The 16,459-nt window shown below is 43.7% G+C and carries 14 protein-coding genes and 1 riboswitch; of the genes, 4 read left to right on the top strand and 10 right to left on the bottom strand.

Translation table 11 applies throughout. From position 1 onward, the window contains the following. Positions 1–61: 61 nt before the first annotated feature. Positions 62–517 (top strand): RDD family protein, encoded by a 456-nt coding sequence (locus tag K3G25_RS10955; protein WP_014419310.1) that lies wholly within the window; start codon positions 62–64, stop codon positions 515–517. Positions 518–553: 36 nt separating this feature from the next. Here the strand turns inward: K3G25_RS10955 and K3G25_RS10950 are convergent, their stop codons facing one another. From K3G25_RS10950 to K3G25_RS10940, 3 genes are all read right to left on the bottom strand, one after another. Next, positions 554–1,240, bottom strand: coding sequence for a VOC family protein (locus K3G25_RS10950; RefSeq protein ID WP_014419311.1), 687 nt, complete (start codon positions 1,238–1,240; stop codon positions 554–556). Between the two features lie 37 nt (positions 1,241–1,277). Beyond that, positions 1,278–2,168 carry a M48 family metalloprotease gene (locus tag K3G25_RS10945; RefSeq protein ID WP_022554016.1) on the bottom strand — a complete coding sequence of 297 codons (891 nt, stop codon included), beginning with the start codon at positions 2,166–2,168 and terminating at the stop codon, positions 1,278–1,280. A gap of 148 nt (positions 2,169–2,316) precedes the next feature. Next, positions 2,317–3,228 carry a restriction endonuclease gene (locus K3G25_RS10940; RefSeq protein WP_022554017.1) on the bottom strand — a complete coding sequence of 304 codons (912 nt, stop codon included), beginning with the start codon at positions 3,226–3,228 and terminating at the stop codon, positions 2,317–2,319. A 587-nt stretch (positions 3,229–3,815) separates the two neighbouring features. Here K3G25_RS10940 and ahpC point away from each other — a divergent pair. After that, positions 3,816–4,379, top strand: a complete 564-nt coding sequence (ahpC, locus tag K3G25_RS10935) for an alkyl hydroperoxide reductase subunit C (protein WP_004393188.1) — start codon at positions 3,816–3,818, stop codon at positions 4,377–4,379. 13 nt (positions 4,380–4,392) lie between these two features. Next, positions 4,393–5,922, top strand: a complete 1,530-nt coding sequence (gene ahpF, locus K3G25_RS10930) for an alkyl hydroperoxide reductase subunit F (protein ID WP_021494656.1) — start codon at positions 4,393–4,395, stop codon at positions 5,920–5,922. Between the two features lie 42 nt (positions 5,923–5,964). Here ahpF and K3G25_RS10925 read toward each other — a convergent pair whose 3' ends face one another. Beyond that, complete coding sequence (locus K3G25_RS10925; protein WP_014419312.1) at positions 5,965–7,197, bottom strand: Fic family protein; 1,233 nt, start codon at positions 7,195–7,197, stop codon at positions 5,965–5,967. Between the two features lie 140 nt (positions 7,198–7,337). Next, a complete protein-coding gene (locus tag K3G25_RS10920) occupies positions 7,338–8,684 on the bottom strand; it encodes an amino acid permease (RefSeq protein WP_232489300.1) in 1,347 nt (448 codons plus the stop codon). Positions 8,685–8,829: 145 nt separating this feature from the next. Further along, positions 8,830–8,910: riboswitch (glycine riboswitch) on the bottom strand. A 298-nt stretch (positions 8,911–9,208) separates the two neighbouring features. Here K3G25_RS10920 and fbp point away from each other — a divergent pair. Continuing rightward, entirely contained in the window at positions 9,209–11,134 is a 1,926-nt protein-coding gene (fbp, locus tag K3G25_RS10915) for a fructose-1,6-bisphosphatase (protein ID WP_014419314.1), read from the top strand. 53 nt (positions 11,135–11,187) lie between these two features. Here fbp and K3G25_RS10910 read toward each other — a convergent pair whose 3' ends face one another. Genes K3G25_RS10910 through K3G25_RS10890 form a run of 5 tightly spaced genes read right to left on the bottom strand, consistent with a single transcriptional unit; the run spans position 11,188 to position 16,443 of the window. Further along, positions 11,188–11,652 (bottom strand): (2Fe-2S)-binding protein, encoded by a 465-nt coding sequence (locus tag K3G25_RS10910; RefSeq protein WP_015240928.1) that lies wholly within the window; start codon positions 11,650–11,652, stop codon positions 11,188–11,190. Next, entirely contained in the window at positions 11,645–12,487 is an 843-nt protein-coding gene (locus K3G25_RS10905) for an FAD binding domain-containing protein (protein WP_154817794.1), read from the bottom strand. The genes K3G25_RS10910 and K3G25_RS10905 overlap by 8 nt, the downstream gene beginning before the upstream one ends. After that, positions 12,474–14,804 (bottom strand): xanthine dehydrogenase family protein molybdopterin-binding subunit, encoded by a 2,331-nt coding sequence (locus tag K3G25_RS10900; protein WP_154817795.1) that lies wholly within the window; start codon positions 14,802–14,804, stop codon positions 12,474–12,476. The genes K3G25_RS10905 and K3G25_RS10900 overlap by 14 nt, the downstream gene beginning before the upstream one ends. Positions 14,805–14,809: 5 nt before the next feature. After that, a complete protein-coding gene (locus K3G25_RS10895) occupies positions 14,810–15,430 on the bottom strand; it encodes an NTP transferase domain-containing protein (RefSeq protein WP_061861693.1) in 621 nt (206 codons plus the stop codon). Continuing rightward, positions 15,427–16,443 (bottom strand): XdhC family protein, encoded by a 1,017-nt coding sequence (locus K3G25_RS10890; protein WP_232489299.1) that lies wholly within the window; start codon positions 16,441–16,443, stop codon positions 15,427–15,429. The genes K3G25_RS10895 and K3G25_RS10890 overlap by 4 nt, the downstream gene beginning before the upstream one ends. Positions 16,444–16,459 lie beyond the last annotated feature (16 nt).

Genomic DNA, 16,459 nt, shown 5'->3' with positions numbered 1-16,459 from the left:
GCAAAATCCGGAATGATTACGTATAATATTCCAGATTAAAGCAAGGGAGAGAAAAAGATACATGGAAAGACCGGCAGGATTTTGGATTCGGTTTCTGGCTTACGTCATTGATCAAATCATCATAGGAATTCCGATTTTTATCATTCAATTTATGGTCTCTTTTTTATTTGCGGCAGGCGTTGCGGCGGCTGACCCCTTCATGACCGAAAATCAGTTTAACATCTCTTTTCTGGTGTTCGGCGTCATCCCGATTCTTGCGAGCTCTTTTGTGATCAGTATCTTATATTTCAGCCTGCTCACGGCCTCAAAGATGCAGGGGACACTGGGAAAAGCATTGCTAGGCCTTAAGGTCGTCAATGAAGATGGCGGACGCATTTCCATCGGCCAGGCCTTCGGACGCGCTTTCGCATATATCATATCTAAGCTCATTCTTTATATCGGATTCATCATGGGCGCCTTCGGAGAGAAAAAAACGCTGCACGACATCATGTGCAGCACCCGTGTTGTCTATAAATAATGACCTCAAGTCCGGGCCTTTTGAGCCCGGGCTTTTTTATGACGGCTGTGCCCGCCTGATGTCAATGCCGCCCTTTCCGTCAGCCTCAATGCGGATCGTCCCGTTCACAATAACAGACAGCGGATGGAACTCCGCATGCTGATCAGAAAAAATCCAGCGGCGGCCGCTCGGCCCTAAAAGCAAAAACGCCCCATCATTGTAATCACCCATAAAATGAAACCCGTTTTCACTAAGAGGCGCATGCTTTCTCACCGGAATGCCGAAACGCTGCAGCTCCCTCCCGGTTGATACGACCTCGGCAGCCGTCAGATTCACCTCACCGATATTCAGAATGGACTCAATCGAAAAACGTTCCGCGCTTGGCGGCGATGTGTCTCTCGCGATGAATTCCGCCAGATTGTTGGACGGATCTTTGAAATAAAAGGAACGCGCCTGAATATGAGAGAAATACACCTCATCCTCCCCATCTTCCGTTTGAAAAACGACTTTATCCTTTATCCACGCCTTCGCCTCATCAAAACGATTATTCGGAATGTTAAACGCAAAATGATACGTCGGTTGAGAGTGAGAATCGGCGCGCCTAAATTCCAACTCACTTTCTCCCGCCTTGATGGTAAACGAATCACCGGACTCATCAATTAAAGGAAAACCTAACACCCGTTCATAGAAGTGTTTCGTCTCCTCCAACGCACAACTGTACAAAGTAATGTTATTTATTTGCATGATCATACCCCCTTTGGTTATAAAGACAATGAATATATCAATATTCTTGTCTGACACCGTTTAAAAATGATTCAATATTCTCAATTCGGTAAGCAGTATATGGGTGTGTTGAAGCTAATAAAGCGATAAAACCTTTTCGAACGTCAATATGTTCACGTTCAATCCGATAGAAAAATTCTAACAGCTCATCTCCGAAACCCGCTTTCGCAGCTACTTCATCTGCCCGATATTCAAAATCTCTGCTTCCGATATTCACAAAATAAAATCCCAAACGGCAGTACGTTATGTAACACCATCCGACCAGCCTGAAGAATATATTTAATAACCCCCCAGACACAGAAGGATTTGATCCGCCGTTCAGAAGCCCTTCAATACACCCCAGAATAAAACATATAAAGAATCCCATCACATACAGCGGCAACAGTGCGATACTCAAAATAGTAAAACTGGAATTAAACATCACAAGGTGTAATGTGTCTTTAAAAGCAAGATGCGCATACTCATGGGCCAGTACCGCTTTTAGCTCACCATCACTTAAATTTCTCATAGCCGCCGAAGTCAATCCTATCGTTTTAAACCCCAGTGCAAATGCATTAATACCCTCATCATCTATTAAAAAAAGATCCGCTTTTTTCACATGAGGATAATGTCTTTGTACGCTTATAAAAACTTCATCGTTTAACCTTTCAAGGTACTCCTTTTCTCCAATGGTTGCCGGGCGCCTTAACCCGGCCCTTATTCTATTTCTCCAGTCCCCAAAAAGTCCGTAATTCATAAAGAATAACAATCCGTAAACGGATAAAAAAAGAAGAACCGTTGGAAAAAGCGCCAAAGGAAATAATGTTCTGAAGATCATAATTGAAATCAAAACTGTCAGCCCAGACCAAACAATGTATAAATAATTGAACTTTGTTTTTCTAACTTCCATTTTTGATCACCCTTTTTTTATTATGTTTGAATGATTTACCACTACTTAAGCTGTCTTTTTATTATCGGTTTCGAAAATAGCATTGTAAAGATGATCATCCATTTTTTTCCGAAAAAGAGGTGCTGTTTTTAACAGCACCTCTTTTTAATCACTCTTCAAAATAATCCAGGTCTACTCTCTTGATAACAAAAGTATTCTCTAAACTAACGCCGACATTATAGTTGAACATTAAATCCGTTAGCCTCTCCCCATCAATTAATATAATTTTTTTATCGATCACTTTAACATATTCTTTTGCGCCATCAGTAAATACAGATGTAGTAATAAACACACCCTTTTTCGCTTTTTTCCCATCCAGGCTGCCCGCAAATTTTTGTATTTCCGGCCTTGAAACAGAATCTTTCCACCTCTTGGCTTGAAGATAAATCATATCCAGCCCTAAAATGTCTTCTTTGATAACTCCATCTATGCCGCCATCTCCAGATCTCCCTATAGCCGTGCCTGCATCTGTTAATGAACCGCCGTATCCAAGAGCAACAAGCAATTCTACGACTAGTTTTTCAAAAAAGGCAGGAGAACATTTGTATATTTGGTTCAGTAACTCTTCTTTAATCTCATTTTTAACAGCATTATAATTATGTTCAATGATTTCATTGGGAGTTCTGGGTTCTGAAGTAATCGACGGCTCACTTTCCTGTTGATTGCTGTCTTTACCCGTCTGTTTGAATCTCTGAAAGCTCTTATACTTCATTAGAAATCTATTATCTATACTGGCGACACTCGGGTCATTAATTATTTCTAAGCCTTCGCTGGTGATCTGAAAAACACCCCGTCTGACAATGTCGATTAAACCGGCTTTACTTAAATATGTTCTTACCCAACCGATTCGATTATGAAGTACTTTTTGGTTTCCGCTGGGTAATAATTTTTCTGCATCTTCCTCTGACAGGTTTAACTCTTTTGCTAATTTCACGTATAAGTCTTGTAATCTGTGCTCCTTTTTATCTGAAAGAATCTTTAAAAAAGGGTACATAAATTCTTGATATCCTGGTATGGTCAACTTCTACACTCCTATTTAATGTCTTTGTTAAAACCGGCTTGATATTTATATTATTTTTGCGTTCCTAACACCCCTGCGTAAAACCATCTTCATTTCACACTTAAATCTCTTTCAAAATCACTCATGATGATATATGAGGTATAGCTAATATGAGAACATCCGCTATCCATAATTGAATAAGTTCAAAACAAATATATATCTTTAAATTCCAGTCACCGGACTCATCATTTTTTTTAAAACCTAACACCCATTCACAAAAGTGTTCCTGAACAAAGTTACTTTATTTGCATGACCGTCCCCTCTTTGGTTTATACTACCATATAGAGGGTGGATTCTTGATATTATTCTGCACCAATTGAGAATCCCCCTTTCGCCCGGCGCTAAACATGACAAACAGCGCCAAACCGCTTATACCAGGCGTTTTTTAACGTCTGAAGCAAAAAAAGCAGAAAATAATACCCCATATAGCTTGACAAAAAATAAATGTTATTTAATAATCTATATATAATTAGAATTATTATTGAAAGATAAAGTGAATGCTTTGTCTTTTTAATATATTTCAAATCACATTTCAGGAGGAAGATATTATGTCTTTAATCGGAAAAGAAGTACTGCCATTCGAAGCAAAAGCTTTCAAAAACGGTGAATTCATCGATGTAACAAACGAAGATTTGAAAGGTCAATGGAGCGTTTTCTGCTTCTACCCAGCGGATTTCTCTTTCGTTTGCCCGACTGAACTTGAAGATCTTCAAGGACAATACGCTGCACTGAAAGAATTAGGTGTTGAAGTATACTCTGTTTCTACAGATACTCACTTCGTACACAAAGGCTGGCATGACAGCTCTGAAAAAATCGGCAAAATCACTTACGCAATGATCGGTGACCCATCTCAAACGATCTCCCGCAACTTCGACGTTCTTGACGAAGAAACTGGTCTTGCTGACCGCGGAACATTCATCATCGATCCTGATGGCGTGATCCAAACAGTTGAAATCAATGCAGGCGGTATCGGCCGTGACGCAAGCAACCTTGTAAACAAAGTCAAAGCAGCTCAATACGTTCGTCAAAACCCAGGTGAAGTCTGCCCGGCTAAATGGGAAGAAGGCGGCGAAACACTTACACCTAGCCTTGATTTGGTAGGTAAAATCTAAGGAGTGCATTCCATTGGTACTTGATGCAAATATCAAAGCACAATTAAATCAATACATGCAGCTAATTGAGAACGACATTGTTCTCAAAGTAAGCGCCGGTGACGATGACACTTCTAAGGACATGCTGGCTCTCGTTGACGAGCTGGCTTCCATGTCATCTAAAATTTCAGTTGAAAAAACTGAATTAAACAGAACACCGAGCTTCAGCGTTAATCGTACCGGAGAAGACACAGGCGTTACATTCGCCGGTGTTCCTCTCGGCCACGAATTTACATCTTTAGTGCTGGCATTGCTTCAAGTCAGCGGCAGAGCGCCTAAGGCTGATCAAAAGGTCATTGACCAGATTAAGAACATCAGCGGAGAATACCGCTTTGAGTCTTATATCAGCCTGACGTGCCACAACTGCCCTGATGTCGTCCAAGCATTAAACATGATGAGCGTGCTCAACCCGAATATCACACATACAATGATTGACGGCGCGGCATTCAAAGAAGAAGTAGAAAGCAAAAACATTATGGCTGTTCCGACTGTTTTCTTAAACGGTGAATCTTTCGGAAGCGGCCGTATGACCATCGAAGAGATTCTCGCGAAAATGGGCAGCGGCGCAGATGCGTCTGAGTTTGCCGACAAAGACCCGTTTGACGTTCTTGTTGTCGGCGGCGGACCTGCCGGCGCAAGCGCGGCGATCTACACGGCGCGTAAAGGCATCCGCACCGGTGTCGTCGCTGAACGCTTCGGCGGCCAGGTACTCGACACCATGAGCATCGAGAACTTCATCAGCGTCAAAGCGACTGAAGGACCGAAGCTCGCCGCAAGCCTTGAAGAGCACGTGAAAGATTATGATATTGACGTCATGAACCTTCAGCGTGCGAAACGCCTTGAGAAAAAAGACCTCTTCGAACTTGAACTTGAAAACGGCGCTGTACTGAAAAGTAAAACAGTGATCCTTTCAACAGGTGCCCGCTGGCGCAATGTCAACGTACCTGGTGAGCAAGAGTTCAAAAACAAAGGTGTTGCATACTGCCCGCACTGTGACGGACCATTGTTTGAAGGCAAAGACGTAGCGGTTATCGGCGGCGGAAACTCCGGAATCGAAGCGGCGATTGACCTTGCAGGTATCGTCAATCACGTGACTGTGCTGGAATTCGCGCCTGAACTGAAAGCAGACGAAGTCCTGCAAAAACGTCTTTACAGCCTGCCAAACGTCACTGTGCACAAAAATGCACAAACGAAAGAAATCACTGGCGATCAAAACGTAAACGGCATTACGTTCGTTGACCGTGAAACAGGCGAAGAAAAACACGTTGAACTTCAAGGTGTATTCGTCCAAATCGGTCTCGTGCCTAATACAGAATGGTTAGACGAAACTGTCGAACGCAACCGCATCGGCGAAATCATCGTCGATAAGAGCGGCGCGACAAGCGTTCCCGGCCTATTTGCCGCAGGGGACTGCACAGACGGCCCGTACAACCAAATCATTATCTCCATGGGATCAGGTGCAACTGCCGCTTTAGGCGCATTTGATTATTTGATCCGGAATTAATGTGAAAGCCGCCATTCATATGGCGGCTTTTTTAAATATGAATTAAGAAGGCAGTATCTCCTCTAAACAATCCTCGCTGATTTTATAAGATTTTGGCCTTCTGCTTACCAGCTCAACAAATCCTTGCTGTTCTAAATAATCCATTACTCTGTTAATTTTATGTCTCGATTTATTTGAGAGCTCCATTAAATCTTGCACCGACAGCGTAACCTGATCATTTACAAATACATTAATCGTGATAATGATATTAAAAATATCACGTTCATCCTTATAATCAGCCCATTGATCACTATCAATATAGTTCCTAATTCGTTTCAGTTTCATTAAATTAAATTCAAGATCCTCAATAATCCCTTTTTGTCCTGACAGAAGCAATTCCAGCATATCCATTAAATAAAAAGTCAGCTCTCCCCGGTTTAAAGGTGCGGGAATTTCCTCTAATGCCTTATAATACTTATCTTTGTTCTTATTAACTGCGTAAGAAAAAGTGATGGCTGAATATTTTTCTAAGTATCGGGACAAATAACTCCCAACGATAAGGCGTCCTGTTCTTCCATTGCCGTCATAAAAAGGATGAATGTATTCATAGTAGTAATGAGCTGTCATGTAACGATACAGCTGGGGATGTGTTTCATCATGAAGATAAGCAATTAAAGCCTCAAGCGCTTCTGTTATCTTCTGTTCAGAATTAACGCCGATATGGGTGGTCATGTTCCCATCGTTCACTTCAACATAGCCTTTTCTGAATAGCTCACCATCCGGCGCATCTTCTGCTCCGATTTCATCTGCGACCAGCTCGTCATATAATTCCCTAAAGTCATGAATGCTTGTAAACGACGGAATTCGGTCTATAAATTGATATGTTTTCATCAATCCGACAAACCGCTTATGTGAGGGCTCGGATTGTTCTAACGCTTTAAGAGCCTCTTTCAATTCTTTTTTTGTACTGCGGATTCCTTCAATTTCATTATTACTCTGTGCTTCATTAATAATTAATTTATCAAAATAAGGTTTGACGGCAAATTCGGGGAGCTGACTGATAAGGGATGAAATTTTGGAACTGTTTAACAACACTTCATTATTCAGCTTCATGAGTTTATGTGTATTCACATAAAATAGCTCAAATGAATCGCCCGTGGGTCGGCCTTTTCGGAACCCCCGTATGTTTAATGATGTTGAATAACTGCCATAGCTGCTTGTTCTCTTTTTACATTCTTTCTCATATGAATCAGCATCCATTTTATAAAAAAGCTTAGATAACTTCTCATACTTCATATTACCACCTCGCTTAATTTAAAATTATACACTTTTTTAAAATTATACAATCATTATAGCCTGATTTCTAACAAATATTCCCGCTTTCCAATCAAAACAAAAAACGGCGTACTGCATGGCAGTACACCGTCTGAAGCAATTCAATCTGTCTTTCTCCCTCTCGCCCGATAGATAAGAAATAATCCAATAAACCACAGCGGCGTTAGCAGCAAAGCCGGGCGCGTTGCATCCGCAAACAGCATAATCACCAGAATGACGGCAAACAGCGCCAACACGGCGTAATTGATAAACGGCGCAAACGGCGCCTTGAAAGACGAGCTTGCATGTAAGTCCGGACGGGTTTTTCTGTATCTGATATGACAGACAAGAATCACGCCCCACACCCAAATGAAACAAATCGCGCTGATGGTTGTCACGATGCCAAAGGCCGCTTCCGGTATCAATTTGCTTAAAAGAGCGCCGGCTGACAGCACAATAACCGATATCCATAATGCGCGGCTCGGCACATGATTTTTATTCAGCTTCGCAAAACTTGCAGGCGCTTGTTTCGTTTTGCTTAAGTTATACAAAATCCGGCTTGTTGAAAACATCCCGCTGTTACAAGCAGAAGCAGCAGACGTTAATACGACAAAATTAATGATTCCCGCGGCTAACGGGATGCCGACCAGACTGAAGGTCTTCACAAAAGGACTTTCCGCCGCATTCAGCTGCATCCACGGGTTAATACATAAAAGAATGAGCAATGCCCCGACGTAGAAAAATAAAATCCGTAAAGGAATTTTATTGATAGCGGACGGAATATTTTTTTTCGGATTTGACGTTTCCGCCGCCGACACACCCACTAATTCCACACCGACATAGGCGAAGATCACCATCTGGAACGAAAGCAAAAAACCTGAAAGTCCGTTCGGAAACAAGCCGCCGTGCTCCCACAGATTCGCCGCTGAAACCGTTCCGGTATGCGTTTTGAACCCAATCACCAGCAGAACCACACCGATGACAATTAACGCGAGAATCGTGACTACCTTAATTAAGGCGAACCAAAACTCCAATTCTCCAAAAATCTTAACCGTTAACAGATTAAGCCCTAATAAAATGAGCAAACAGATAAGTGCCGGAATCCACCGCGGAATATCAAACCAATATTTCACATACACACCGACGGCGATCACATCCGCCATAGCCGTCATAATCCAGCAAAACCAGTAGGTCCAGCCGGTGACAAACGCTGCACGCGGCCCTAAATACGCCTCGGCAATATCCGTTAATGATTGGTAGCCCGCTTTAGATAACAGCAGTTCTCCCAGCGCCCGCATGACGAAAAAAAGCGCAATACCTACAATAAAATACGCAAAGATGATAGAAGGACCCGCCAGCTGAATCGCCTTACCGGACCCTAAAAACAATCCGGTGCCGATCGTGCCGCCAATGGCGATCAGCTGCACGTGCCGATTCGATAAGTCCCTCTTTAGCTCTCGCTGCTCCACATCTGACTCCTCCTTACCTCTCTAGTGAACGACGAGCAAAAAAAGCCAATAAAAAAAGAGATTGGATGCCCTCCAATCTCATGGTCATAAGAATATCAAATTATATCTGCGCCGCTGACAATCAACAGCATGACAAATACATATTCGGTACTCTTCTGTCCTTTTGCCTGAGATTGTGAACCCTTCGGCGCCGCGGAAAACCCGCGGTCTCTCCAGAAGCCGCTCCTGCTGTAGTGCGACCCACAGCAATCATAGCCTGCTACGTATTGAGTTTCTGATAGGAATACCTATCAGCTAACTTTTTATTTTAATGGAAGTTGAATTCATTGTCAATAGGGGGATGAGCTCACGGCGTTATCCCGGTCCAATTTCCGATGCCTGAAGCGCCGTATTTTCCGTTTTCATTGTCTCAAAAAGGCGTTATGCGGTACTATCATATAAGGTCTAATAATGTAAACATTATGTCATACTTTAAATTCACCTTATCATACAATTGCTCGTAAATAAAAAGGGGATGGACGAGATTGGAAACGAAATATTTAGATCTGCTCGCACAAAAATACGATTGTGAAGAAAAAGTGGTCACGGAAATCATTAATCTGAAAGCGATACTGAACCTGCCGAAAGGAACCGAGCATTTCGTCAGTGATCTGCACGGGGAGTATCAGGCATTCCAGCACGTGCTGCGGAACGGTTCAGGAAGGGTAAAAGAGAAGATCCGCGATATTTTCAGCGGTGTCATTTACGATAGAGAAATTGATGAGCTGGCGGCTTTGGTCTATTATCCTGAGGACAAACTGAAACTGATCAAACATGACTTTGATACGAAAGAGGCATTAAACGAGTGGTATAAAGAAACGATTCATCGGATGATTAAGCTCGTTTCTTATTGTTCTTCCAAGTACACCCGCTCCAAATTGCGCAAAGCGCTGCCCGCCCAATTTGCTTATATTTCCGAAGAGCTTCTGTACAAAACAGAACAAGCCGCCAACAAGGAACAATACTATTCCGAAATCATAGAACAGATCATTGCGCTCGGCCAGGCCGATAAGCTGATCACCGGCCTTGCCTACAGCACGCAGCGATTGGTGGTCGACCATCTGCATGTTGTCGGCGATATTTACGACCGCGGACCGCAGCCGGATAAAATCATGGAAGAGCTGATCAACTATCATTCAGTGGATATTCAATGGGGGAATCACGATGTTCTCTGGATAGGCGCTTATTCCGGCTCAAAAGTATGCCTGGCAAACATTATCCGCATCTGTGCCCGCTATGACAATCTGGATATTATTGAAGACGTTTACGGCATCAATCTGAGACCGCTATTGAACCTTGCCGAAAAATATTACGATGATAACCCGTCTTTCCGCCCGAAAGCGGACGAAAACAGACCGGAAGATGAGATTAAACAAATCACAAAAATTCATCAGGCGATCGCGATGATCCAATTCAAGCTTGAGAGCCCGATTATTAAGAGACGGCCGAACTTTAATATGGAGGAACGGCTGTTACTGGAAAAGATCGATTATGACCGCAATGAAATCACGCTGAACGGAAAAACATATCAGCTGGAAAACACCTGCTTTGCGACGGTGAATCCTAAACAGCCTGACGAGCTGTTAGAAGAAGAAGCGGAAGTCATGGACAAGCTGCTGTTCTCTGTTCAGAACTCCGAAAAGCTGGGCCGCCATATGAATTTTATGATGAAAAAAGGCAGCCTTTATTTAAAATATAACGGCAACCTGCTGATTCACGGCTGTATTCCCGTCGATGAAAACGGCAGCATGGAAACGATGATGATAGAGGATAAAGCTTATGCGGGCCGTGAGCTGCTCGATGTATTTGAACGGTTCTTACGAGAAGCCTTCGCCCATCCGGAAGAAACCGATGATCTGGCGACAGATATGACGTGGTACTTATGGACAGGCGAATACTCTTCCCTCTTCGGAAAACGCGCCATGACAACCTTTGAGCGATACTTCATTAAAGAGAAGGAAACGCATAAAGAAAAGAAAAATCCGTATTACTATTTGCGTGAAGACGAAGCAGCCTGCCGAAACATCCTGAAGGAATTCGGCCTCAACCCGGATCACGGCCATATCATCAACGGCCATACACCGGTAAAAGAAATCGAAGGCGAAGATCCGATCAAGGCAAACGGAAAAATGATCGTCATCGACGGCGGCTTCTCCAAAGCCTACCAATCCACAACAGGCATCGCCGGCTACACACTCTTATACAACTCTTACGGCATGCAGCTCGTCGCCCATAAACACTTTAACTCCAAGGCCGAAGTGCTGAGCACCGGAACCGACGTCTTAACAGTGAAACGATTAGTCGACAAAGAGCTGGAGCGGAAGAAAGTAAAAGAAACAAACGTCGGTGAAGAATTGATGAAAGAAGTGGCGATTTTGGAGAAGCTGCGGGAGTATCGGTATATGAAGTGAAGAATATGGAGTTCAGAGATGATTCTCTGGGCTCTTTTTTTTACGGTTACGGACTAATGAGTCCCTTTCCCTGTATGTAAAACGGATTTAACCGCTTCTTCAATCTCCCTATAACCGGTACATCTGCAAATATTGGACTCCAGCCAATTTTTAATCGTGTCATCACTTGCATTCGGCTCAGTATTCACTAAAGCATGACAATTCATGAGAAAACCCGGTGTGCAATAACCGCATTGAAACGCGAATTTTTCAATAAAGGCCTTTTGAATCGGCGTATTGATCAGTCCTTCAATTGTCGTAATATCCTTTCCTTCCCCTTCTGCCGCAAGCATTAAGCAAGATTTCATCGGCACCCCGTCCGTTAATACCGTACAGGCGCCGCAATCCCCATTTAAGCAGCCCGGCTTTGCACCAGTTAATCCGAGACGAAGACGAAGAGCAAATAACAAAGTATCAGCCGGTCTGACCGTAATCTGTCTTTCCTCGCCATTTACTTTCAACGTAATAGGATCAGACATTTGGACCTCCTTCTAATTCCCGTAAGGCATCTAAAATTGTATGTTGCAAGACAAATATTCGGTATTCACTTGAGCCTTCTGCATCATCAAGAACAGGTTTGGGTACATATTGTAAAGACCTGCGTACTCTTTCTTCTGCTGATCGGCTTTTATCGTTAAGCACAGCCTCCATTTCAGCAGAACGAAAAGGAAATGGACATACGCCGCTGAAGGCCATTCTGATCTCATCATCTTTTTTCAGCGCACAGACTGTCACCAATGGATACCCGACATTCCACTGCTGTCTTCTTTTGATACTGACAAATGGCAGGTCAACGTACGCTCGATCGACAACGACATGAAATAAAAAATCTCCTTTTTGCAATTGTATTTCCTTGTTAAATACTTTATTTATGGGACGGTAATGAATCCCCGCTCTCCCTGCAATCCCCATCAAACTATCAGAAATCAGCAACGGCAGCACGGCCTCACGGTAATAGATGCCCCCGCAAATGTTTCCGCCCAGGCTGATCTTATTTCGAGTCGTCCGATCGGCTATTTCACTGACTGTTTTACTTAATAGCGGAAATGGATTTTCTTCCTCCAGTTTCGTTAATGACACGCCCGCTCCGATCACCAGATCATGTTCATAAAAGCGGATGGTTTGAAATCCCGGAAGCGCGTTCATATCTATCACCGCATCCGTATAGATGATATTCAGCCTTCCTAACGTGATAATTTCCGTGCCGCCGGAATAATACATTGGTGTTTTCTTTTCGGCCGCAAGCGAGTGAAACAGGCGGGTTGTTTCTTGAATGGTCTTCGGTTTAAAATAGTCAAAATCAAACGGTATCATCTTTCCACCCCTCTTGCGTCCTCCATAATTGTTCGGGAATGAGAGGAAGTTGATTCAATTGGACACCTAAAGCGGCGGACAGGCAATTTCCCAATGCTGCCGGCATCCCCAACAGTCCGTGTTCCCCGCCGCCGCGCGCCCCATAAGGCGCAATCACATGCGGGGTTTCAACAAATTCAATGATATATTCAGGCTGCTCTCCATAGTGAAGGGGGCGGTATGTTCTAAGCTGAGGATTTAATACTCTTCCATATGAATCAAAGACAAAGGTCTCTCTTCCTCCAAATGCAATTCCCATACTCATCGCCCCCATCACTTGGCCCCTTGCCGCTTTTTCATTCAGTACAGTTCCCATATCCACAACAGAATAGGCTTTAGTAATTCTGTACGTATAATCCCGTTTATCCAACTCAACTTCAATTCCCTGAGCACCGACAGCCCACTCGGGTCCCGGCTTTCCTCTTCCCGTTTCCCGGTCTAAATTCGTCATCCGGGTTAATGTGTAATTGCCGCTCGCAATGATTTGGCCGCCAATGGTATTTCCATTTGGAAACGTATATCCGTAAGCAATGTCTTTTATTTCAACATGTACAGAAGGATGATCTATAAAATAAACCTTTCCGTCGGCCACTTCCAATTCCTCGACAGGAACCCGCAACACACATGATGCCGTGTCCTTAAGCTTTCGAATGGCTTCCTCCGCTGCATTCAGTACGGCATTTCCGGCCATTAACGTCCCTCTGCTCCCCACGGTTTTCCAATGCTCGGGTGTTGTTTGTGTATCTATAAGCATTTTTACATGAATTTTGCTTATATCCATTTTCATTCGTTCCGCCAGGATTTGGGCTAGCACTGTTTTTGTCCCTGTTCCAATTTCTACTACCCCTGACATCAAATTAATGCTTCCATCGGGATTAAAGGTTAAAAGAACCCCGGACGTTGCATTTGTATCAAATGTTGAAGTTTTCCAAATGCAGCTGATTCCCTTCGCCCGTATCTTCCGGCCGTCGATTTCAATTCGCTGTCCCTCGTCCCAATTCATTAATTCCTTCAATCTTTCAATGCATTTCGGCACATTTCCGACCGTGCTTGAATTGAGAAGAACTTGAGTAGGTGTAGTGTCACCGGGACGAATGGCATTTTTATAGCGGAGTTCTAACGGGTCCATGTTCAGCTTTTCCGCCAATACATCCATCGTCCGCTCAAAGGCAAATAACACTTCAGCATGGCTGTAGCCCCTGAATGCACTTGGATATGGATGATTCGTATACATACAATATGAATCACACGATATATGATCGATAGCGTACGGACCCGTACAATCAACCACTGCAGCCCGGCTGATGTCCACTCCTTTATCAGAATACGCTCCGCCATCAAATAAAAACTGAATGTCTGCCGCCTTTAAGATTCCATCCTTTGCAGCCCCTAATTTGACAATGGCATCCAACCCTATATGAACGGGAGATGTGATCATATCCTCTTCTCTCGTATTAAATAATTTGACGGGCCGGCCTCCGACTGCTTTTGATGCCAAATAGGCAATCACCTCTAACTGAACGGCTGCTTTTCCCCCGTACGCTCCTCCTACTAAAGGCGTTTTGACGATAACCTTTCCGGGTTCGATTCCAAAATACCACTGCATTAATTTTTTAATGGCAAAAGGAGCTTGAGAAGATGTGGTAATGATAATCTCCTCATCCGCGCGAATTTCAGCAATCGAGCATCTTGTCTCCATCGCAGCGTGATCAGAAGGGTTAAAGGAAATCTGGAATTCTGCTGTCACATCACTTTCCCTAAACCCGTCTTCAATATTTCCTTTTCTAACCTTATCCAGGTTTGCGATATTTGTCTTCGGAACCGGGAATACACCTTTTGTCTTCTCATAGCGGTCCGCATGTTCATGGACGAGTGGCGCATCCTTTTGAAAGGCCTCACGGGGGGAATTGACGACGGGAAGAGGTTTATAAGATACTTTGATGGCATCCGCTGCCTTTTTAGCTGTAATTGGATTTTCCGCAACAACAACAGCAACCGGCTCACCATGGTATCTGACCCTTTTATAAGCAATCGGCGATCTGTCTTTAATTTCCTCACCTGCAAGCGGAAAAGGTTCATCCCCCAATATCGCTCTCACGCCGGGAATCTTCCAAGCTTCTGAAAAGTCCATAGACACAATATCAGCATGCGCATATGGACTGGTCAGCATTTTTGCGTGTAACGTCCCTGTTTCTTGAAAATCATCCGTATATTTCGCTTTACCCGTCACTTTTTCAAGGGCCTCTTTCCGAATGACACTCTTCCCGATATACTCCAACTCATTCACTCCCCGAATTTATTCAGCAGCAGCGTATAATCTTCAGCTGTATCGACGTCATAAAAAAGCAAAGGGTCTTGAAAGCTGATCATTTTTCCCGTATTGATCATACTTTCACGGATCACATGCCGGGCGCCCTGGTCTCCCTTTAACTGATGCAATACCGGAAAACATTGATTGGAGAATAAAATGGGGGGCATAGGAAGATGTTGATTTTCAGCGGCGATAAATGAATAACGGCGCTCCTTTTGATAGGAATCAATTAACGTATTGATAATATCTGTGGTGACAAACGGCTGATCTGCAAGGAGAATGATAACGGCGTCAGCCTCATACTCTGCCGCTTTTTTTACACCGCATTTTATAGAATGGCTTTGGCCCTTACCCGCTTGCTCACATTCTGCCTGGCTCCACTTGCTTGATATGGGGTCTAAAAAGAAAAAATCCGAAAGCCAATGCAGTGAATCTCCCTTTCTCGTAATAACAAAAATATGATCTACTTCAGATAACAAGGCATTTTTAAGAGCCATACTTCCGAGGGAGACGCCATTGAGAAATAAACTTCGCTTATCCGTTCCCATGCGTCTGCTTGTACCGGCTGCCAGGTAAATGGCTGCTGTTTTCATAAGCGAGACCTTTGCTTTCGCATTTTTTTAATCATCTCGCCGACAATACTTACAGCAATCTCCTCAGGGCCTTGTGCCCCGATGGGAAGTCCGACAGGGGAATGAATATCTGCCGGAATCTCAGCCCCGCCTAATAGCCGCTCCGTGCGCCTTCTGGGGCCTAATACGCCTTTATAAAACACATTCTCGTTTTTTAATGTATGTAAAATGATCTGATCTTTTTGAAAGCTGTGCGTCATAATGACAACAAAATCCCTTTTTGTCATGCTCAGCCCTTCCATGACTTCTTCCGGTGCTCCCGTAATCAAACGGCCGGCTTCAGGAAAATGCCCGTGATGACATAAAGCGGGACGCCAGTCAATCACCGTCACATGAAAACCCGTACCGGCTGCCAACGAAACTAACGGCCTCGCATCTTCCCCTGCTCCGAAGACATATAAACAAGGTTTTGGCACCATCTGATGGATAAAAAATAAATCAGATGTATGTTCATCCCTTTTGATTCCCTTTTCTATCTGTCTCAGTTTTTGAATACGGCTTTGTTCCATAACATCCCCGGTTCCAAACACGCTGCCGTCTTCAGCTATATACAGATCTTCCTTCGGCTCTAACGTTTTAGTGAATCGTTTCATTCGGGTCACAGACTTTTTTTCATCTAAGCATGTCTTGGCTGTCATCAGATTTCGTTCCAATTCCCCTTTTACAGGCTCAAGTAAAACCGTCAAAACACCATTACAGCCAATGCCCTGTCCCCAGGACAAATCGTCCTCCGCGCTCATATCAAAGCGGACAATCAACGGCTCTCCTGCAGCCCAGACCTGTTCTGACCGTTCAACGAGATCTTCTTCCAGACAACCGGCGGATAACATTCCGACTCTTGTTTTATCCCCTAAAATCAGCATGGAGGCCCCTTCTTTCTTATAAGCGGACCCCTCTGTTTTAATGATGGTAGCCAGTACCTTAGCTTTCTTAGAATTGGCGATGACATCCAAAATCCGGTGTATATCATCCATTTCATGTCCCCCGCTT

It is taken from the genome of Bacillus sp. FCW2 (assembly GCF_021228595.1).
In the GTDB taxonomy this organism is placed as follows: Bacteria; Bacillota; Bacilli; order Bacillales; family Bacillaceae; genus Bacillus; species Bacillus velezensis.
This window is presented reverse-complemented; position numbering and strand designations above follow the sequence as displayed.

What these genes read in the sequence shown, in the direction of transcription:
- K3G25_RS10955 (WP_014419310.1), top strand. Translation starts at nt 62, where the DNA reads ATGGAAAGACCGGCAGGATTTTGGATTCGGTTTCTGGCTTACGTCATT.
- K3G25_RS10950 (WP_014419311.1), bottom strand. Translation starts at nt 1,240, where the DNA reads ATGCAAATAAATAACATTACTTTGTACAGTTGTGCGTTGGAGGAGACG.
- K3G25_RS10890 (WP_232489299.1), bottom strand. Translation starts at nt 16,443, where the DNA reads ATGGATGATATACACCGGATTTTGGATGTCATCGCCAATTCTAAGAAA.
- K3G25_RS10905 (WP_154817794.1), bottom strand. Translation starts at nt 12,487, where the DNA reads ATGATACCGTTTGATTTTGACTATTTTAAACCGAAGACCATTCAAGAA.
- K3G25_RS10895 (WP_061861693.1), bottom strand. Translation starts at nt 15,430, where the DNA reads ATGAAAACAGCAGCCATTTACCTGGCAGCCGGTACAAGCAGACGCATG.
- K3G25_RS10925 (WP_014419312.1), bottom strand. Translation starts at nt 7,197, where the DNA reads ATGAAGTATGAGAAGTTATCTAAGCTTTTTTATAAAATGGATGCTGAT.
- K3G25_RS10910 (WP_015240928.1), bottom strand. Translation starts at nt 11,652, where the DNA reads ATGTCTGATCCTATTACGTTGAAAGTAAATGGCGAGGAAAGACAGATT.
- ahpC (WP_004393188.1), top strand. Translation starts at nt 3,816, where the DNA reads ATGTCTTTAATCGGAAAAGAAGTACTGCCATTCGAAGCAAAAGCTTTC.
- K3G25_RS10945 (WP_022554016.1), bottom strand. Translation starts at nt 2,168, where the DNA reads ATGGAAGTTAGAAAAACAAAGTTCAATTATTTATACATTGTTTGGTCT.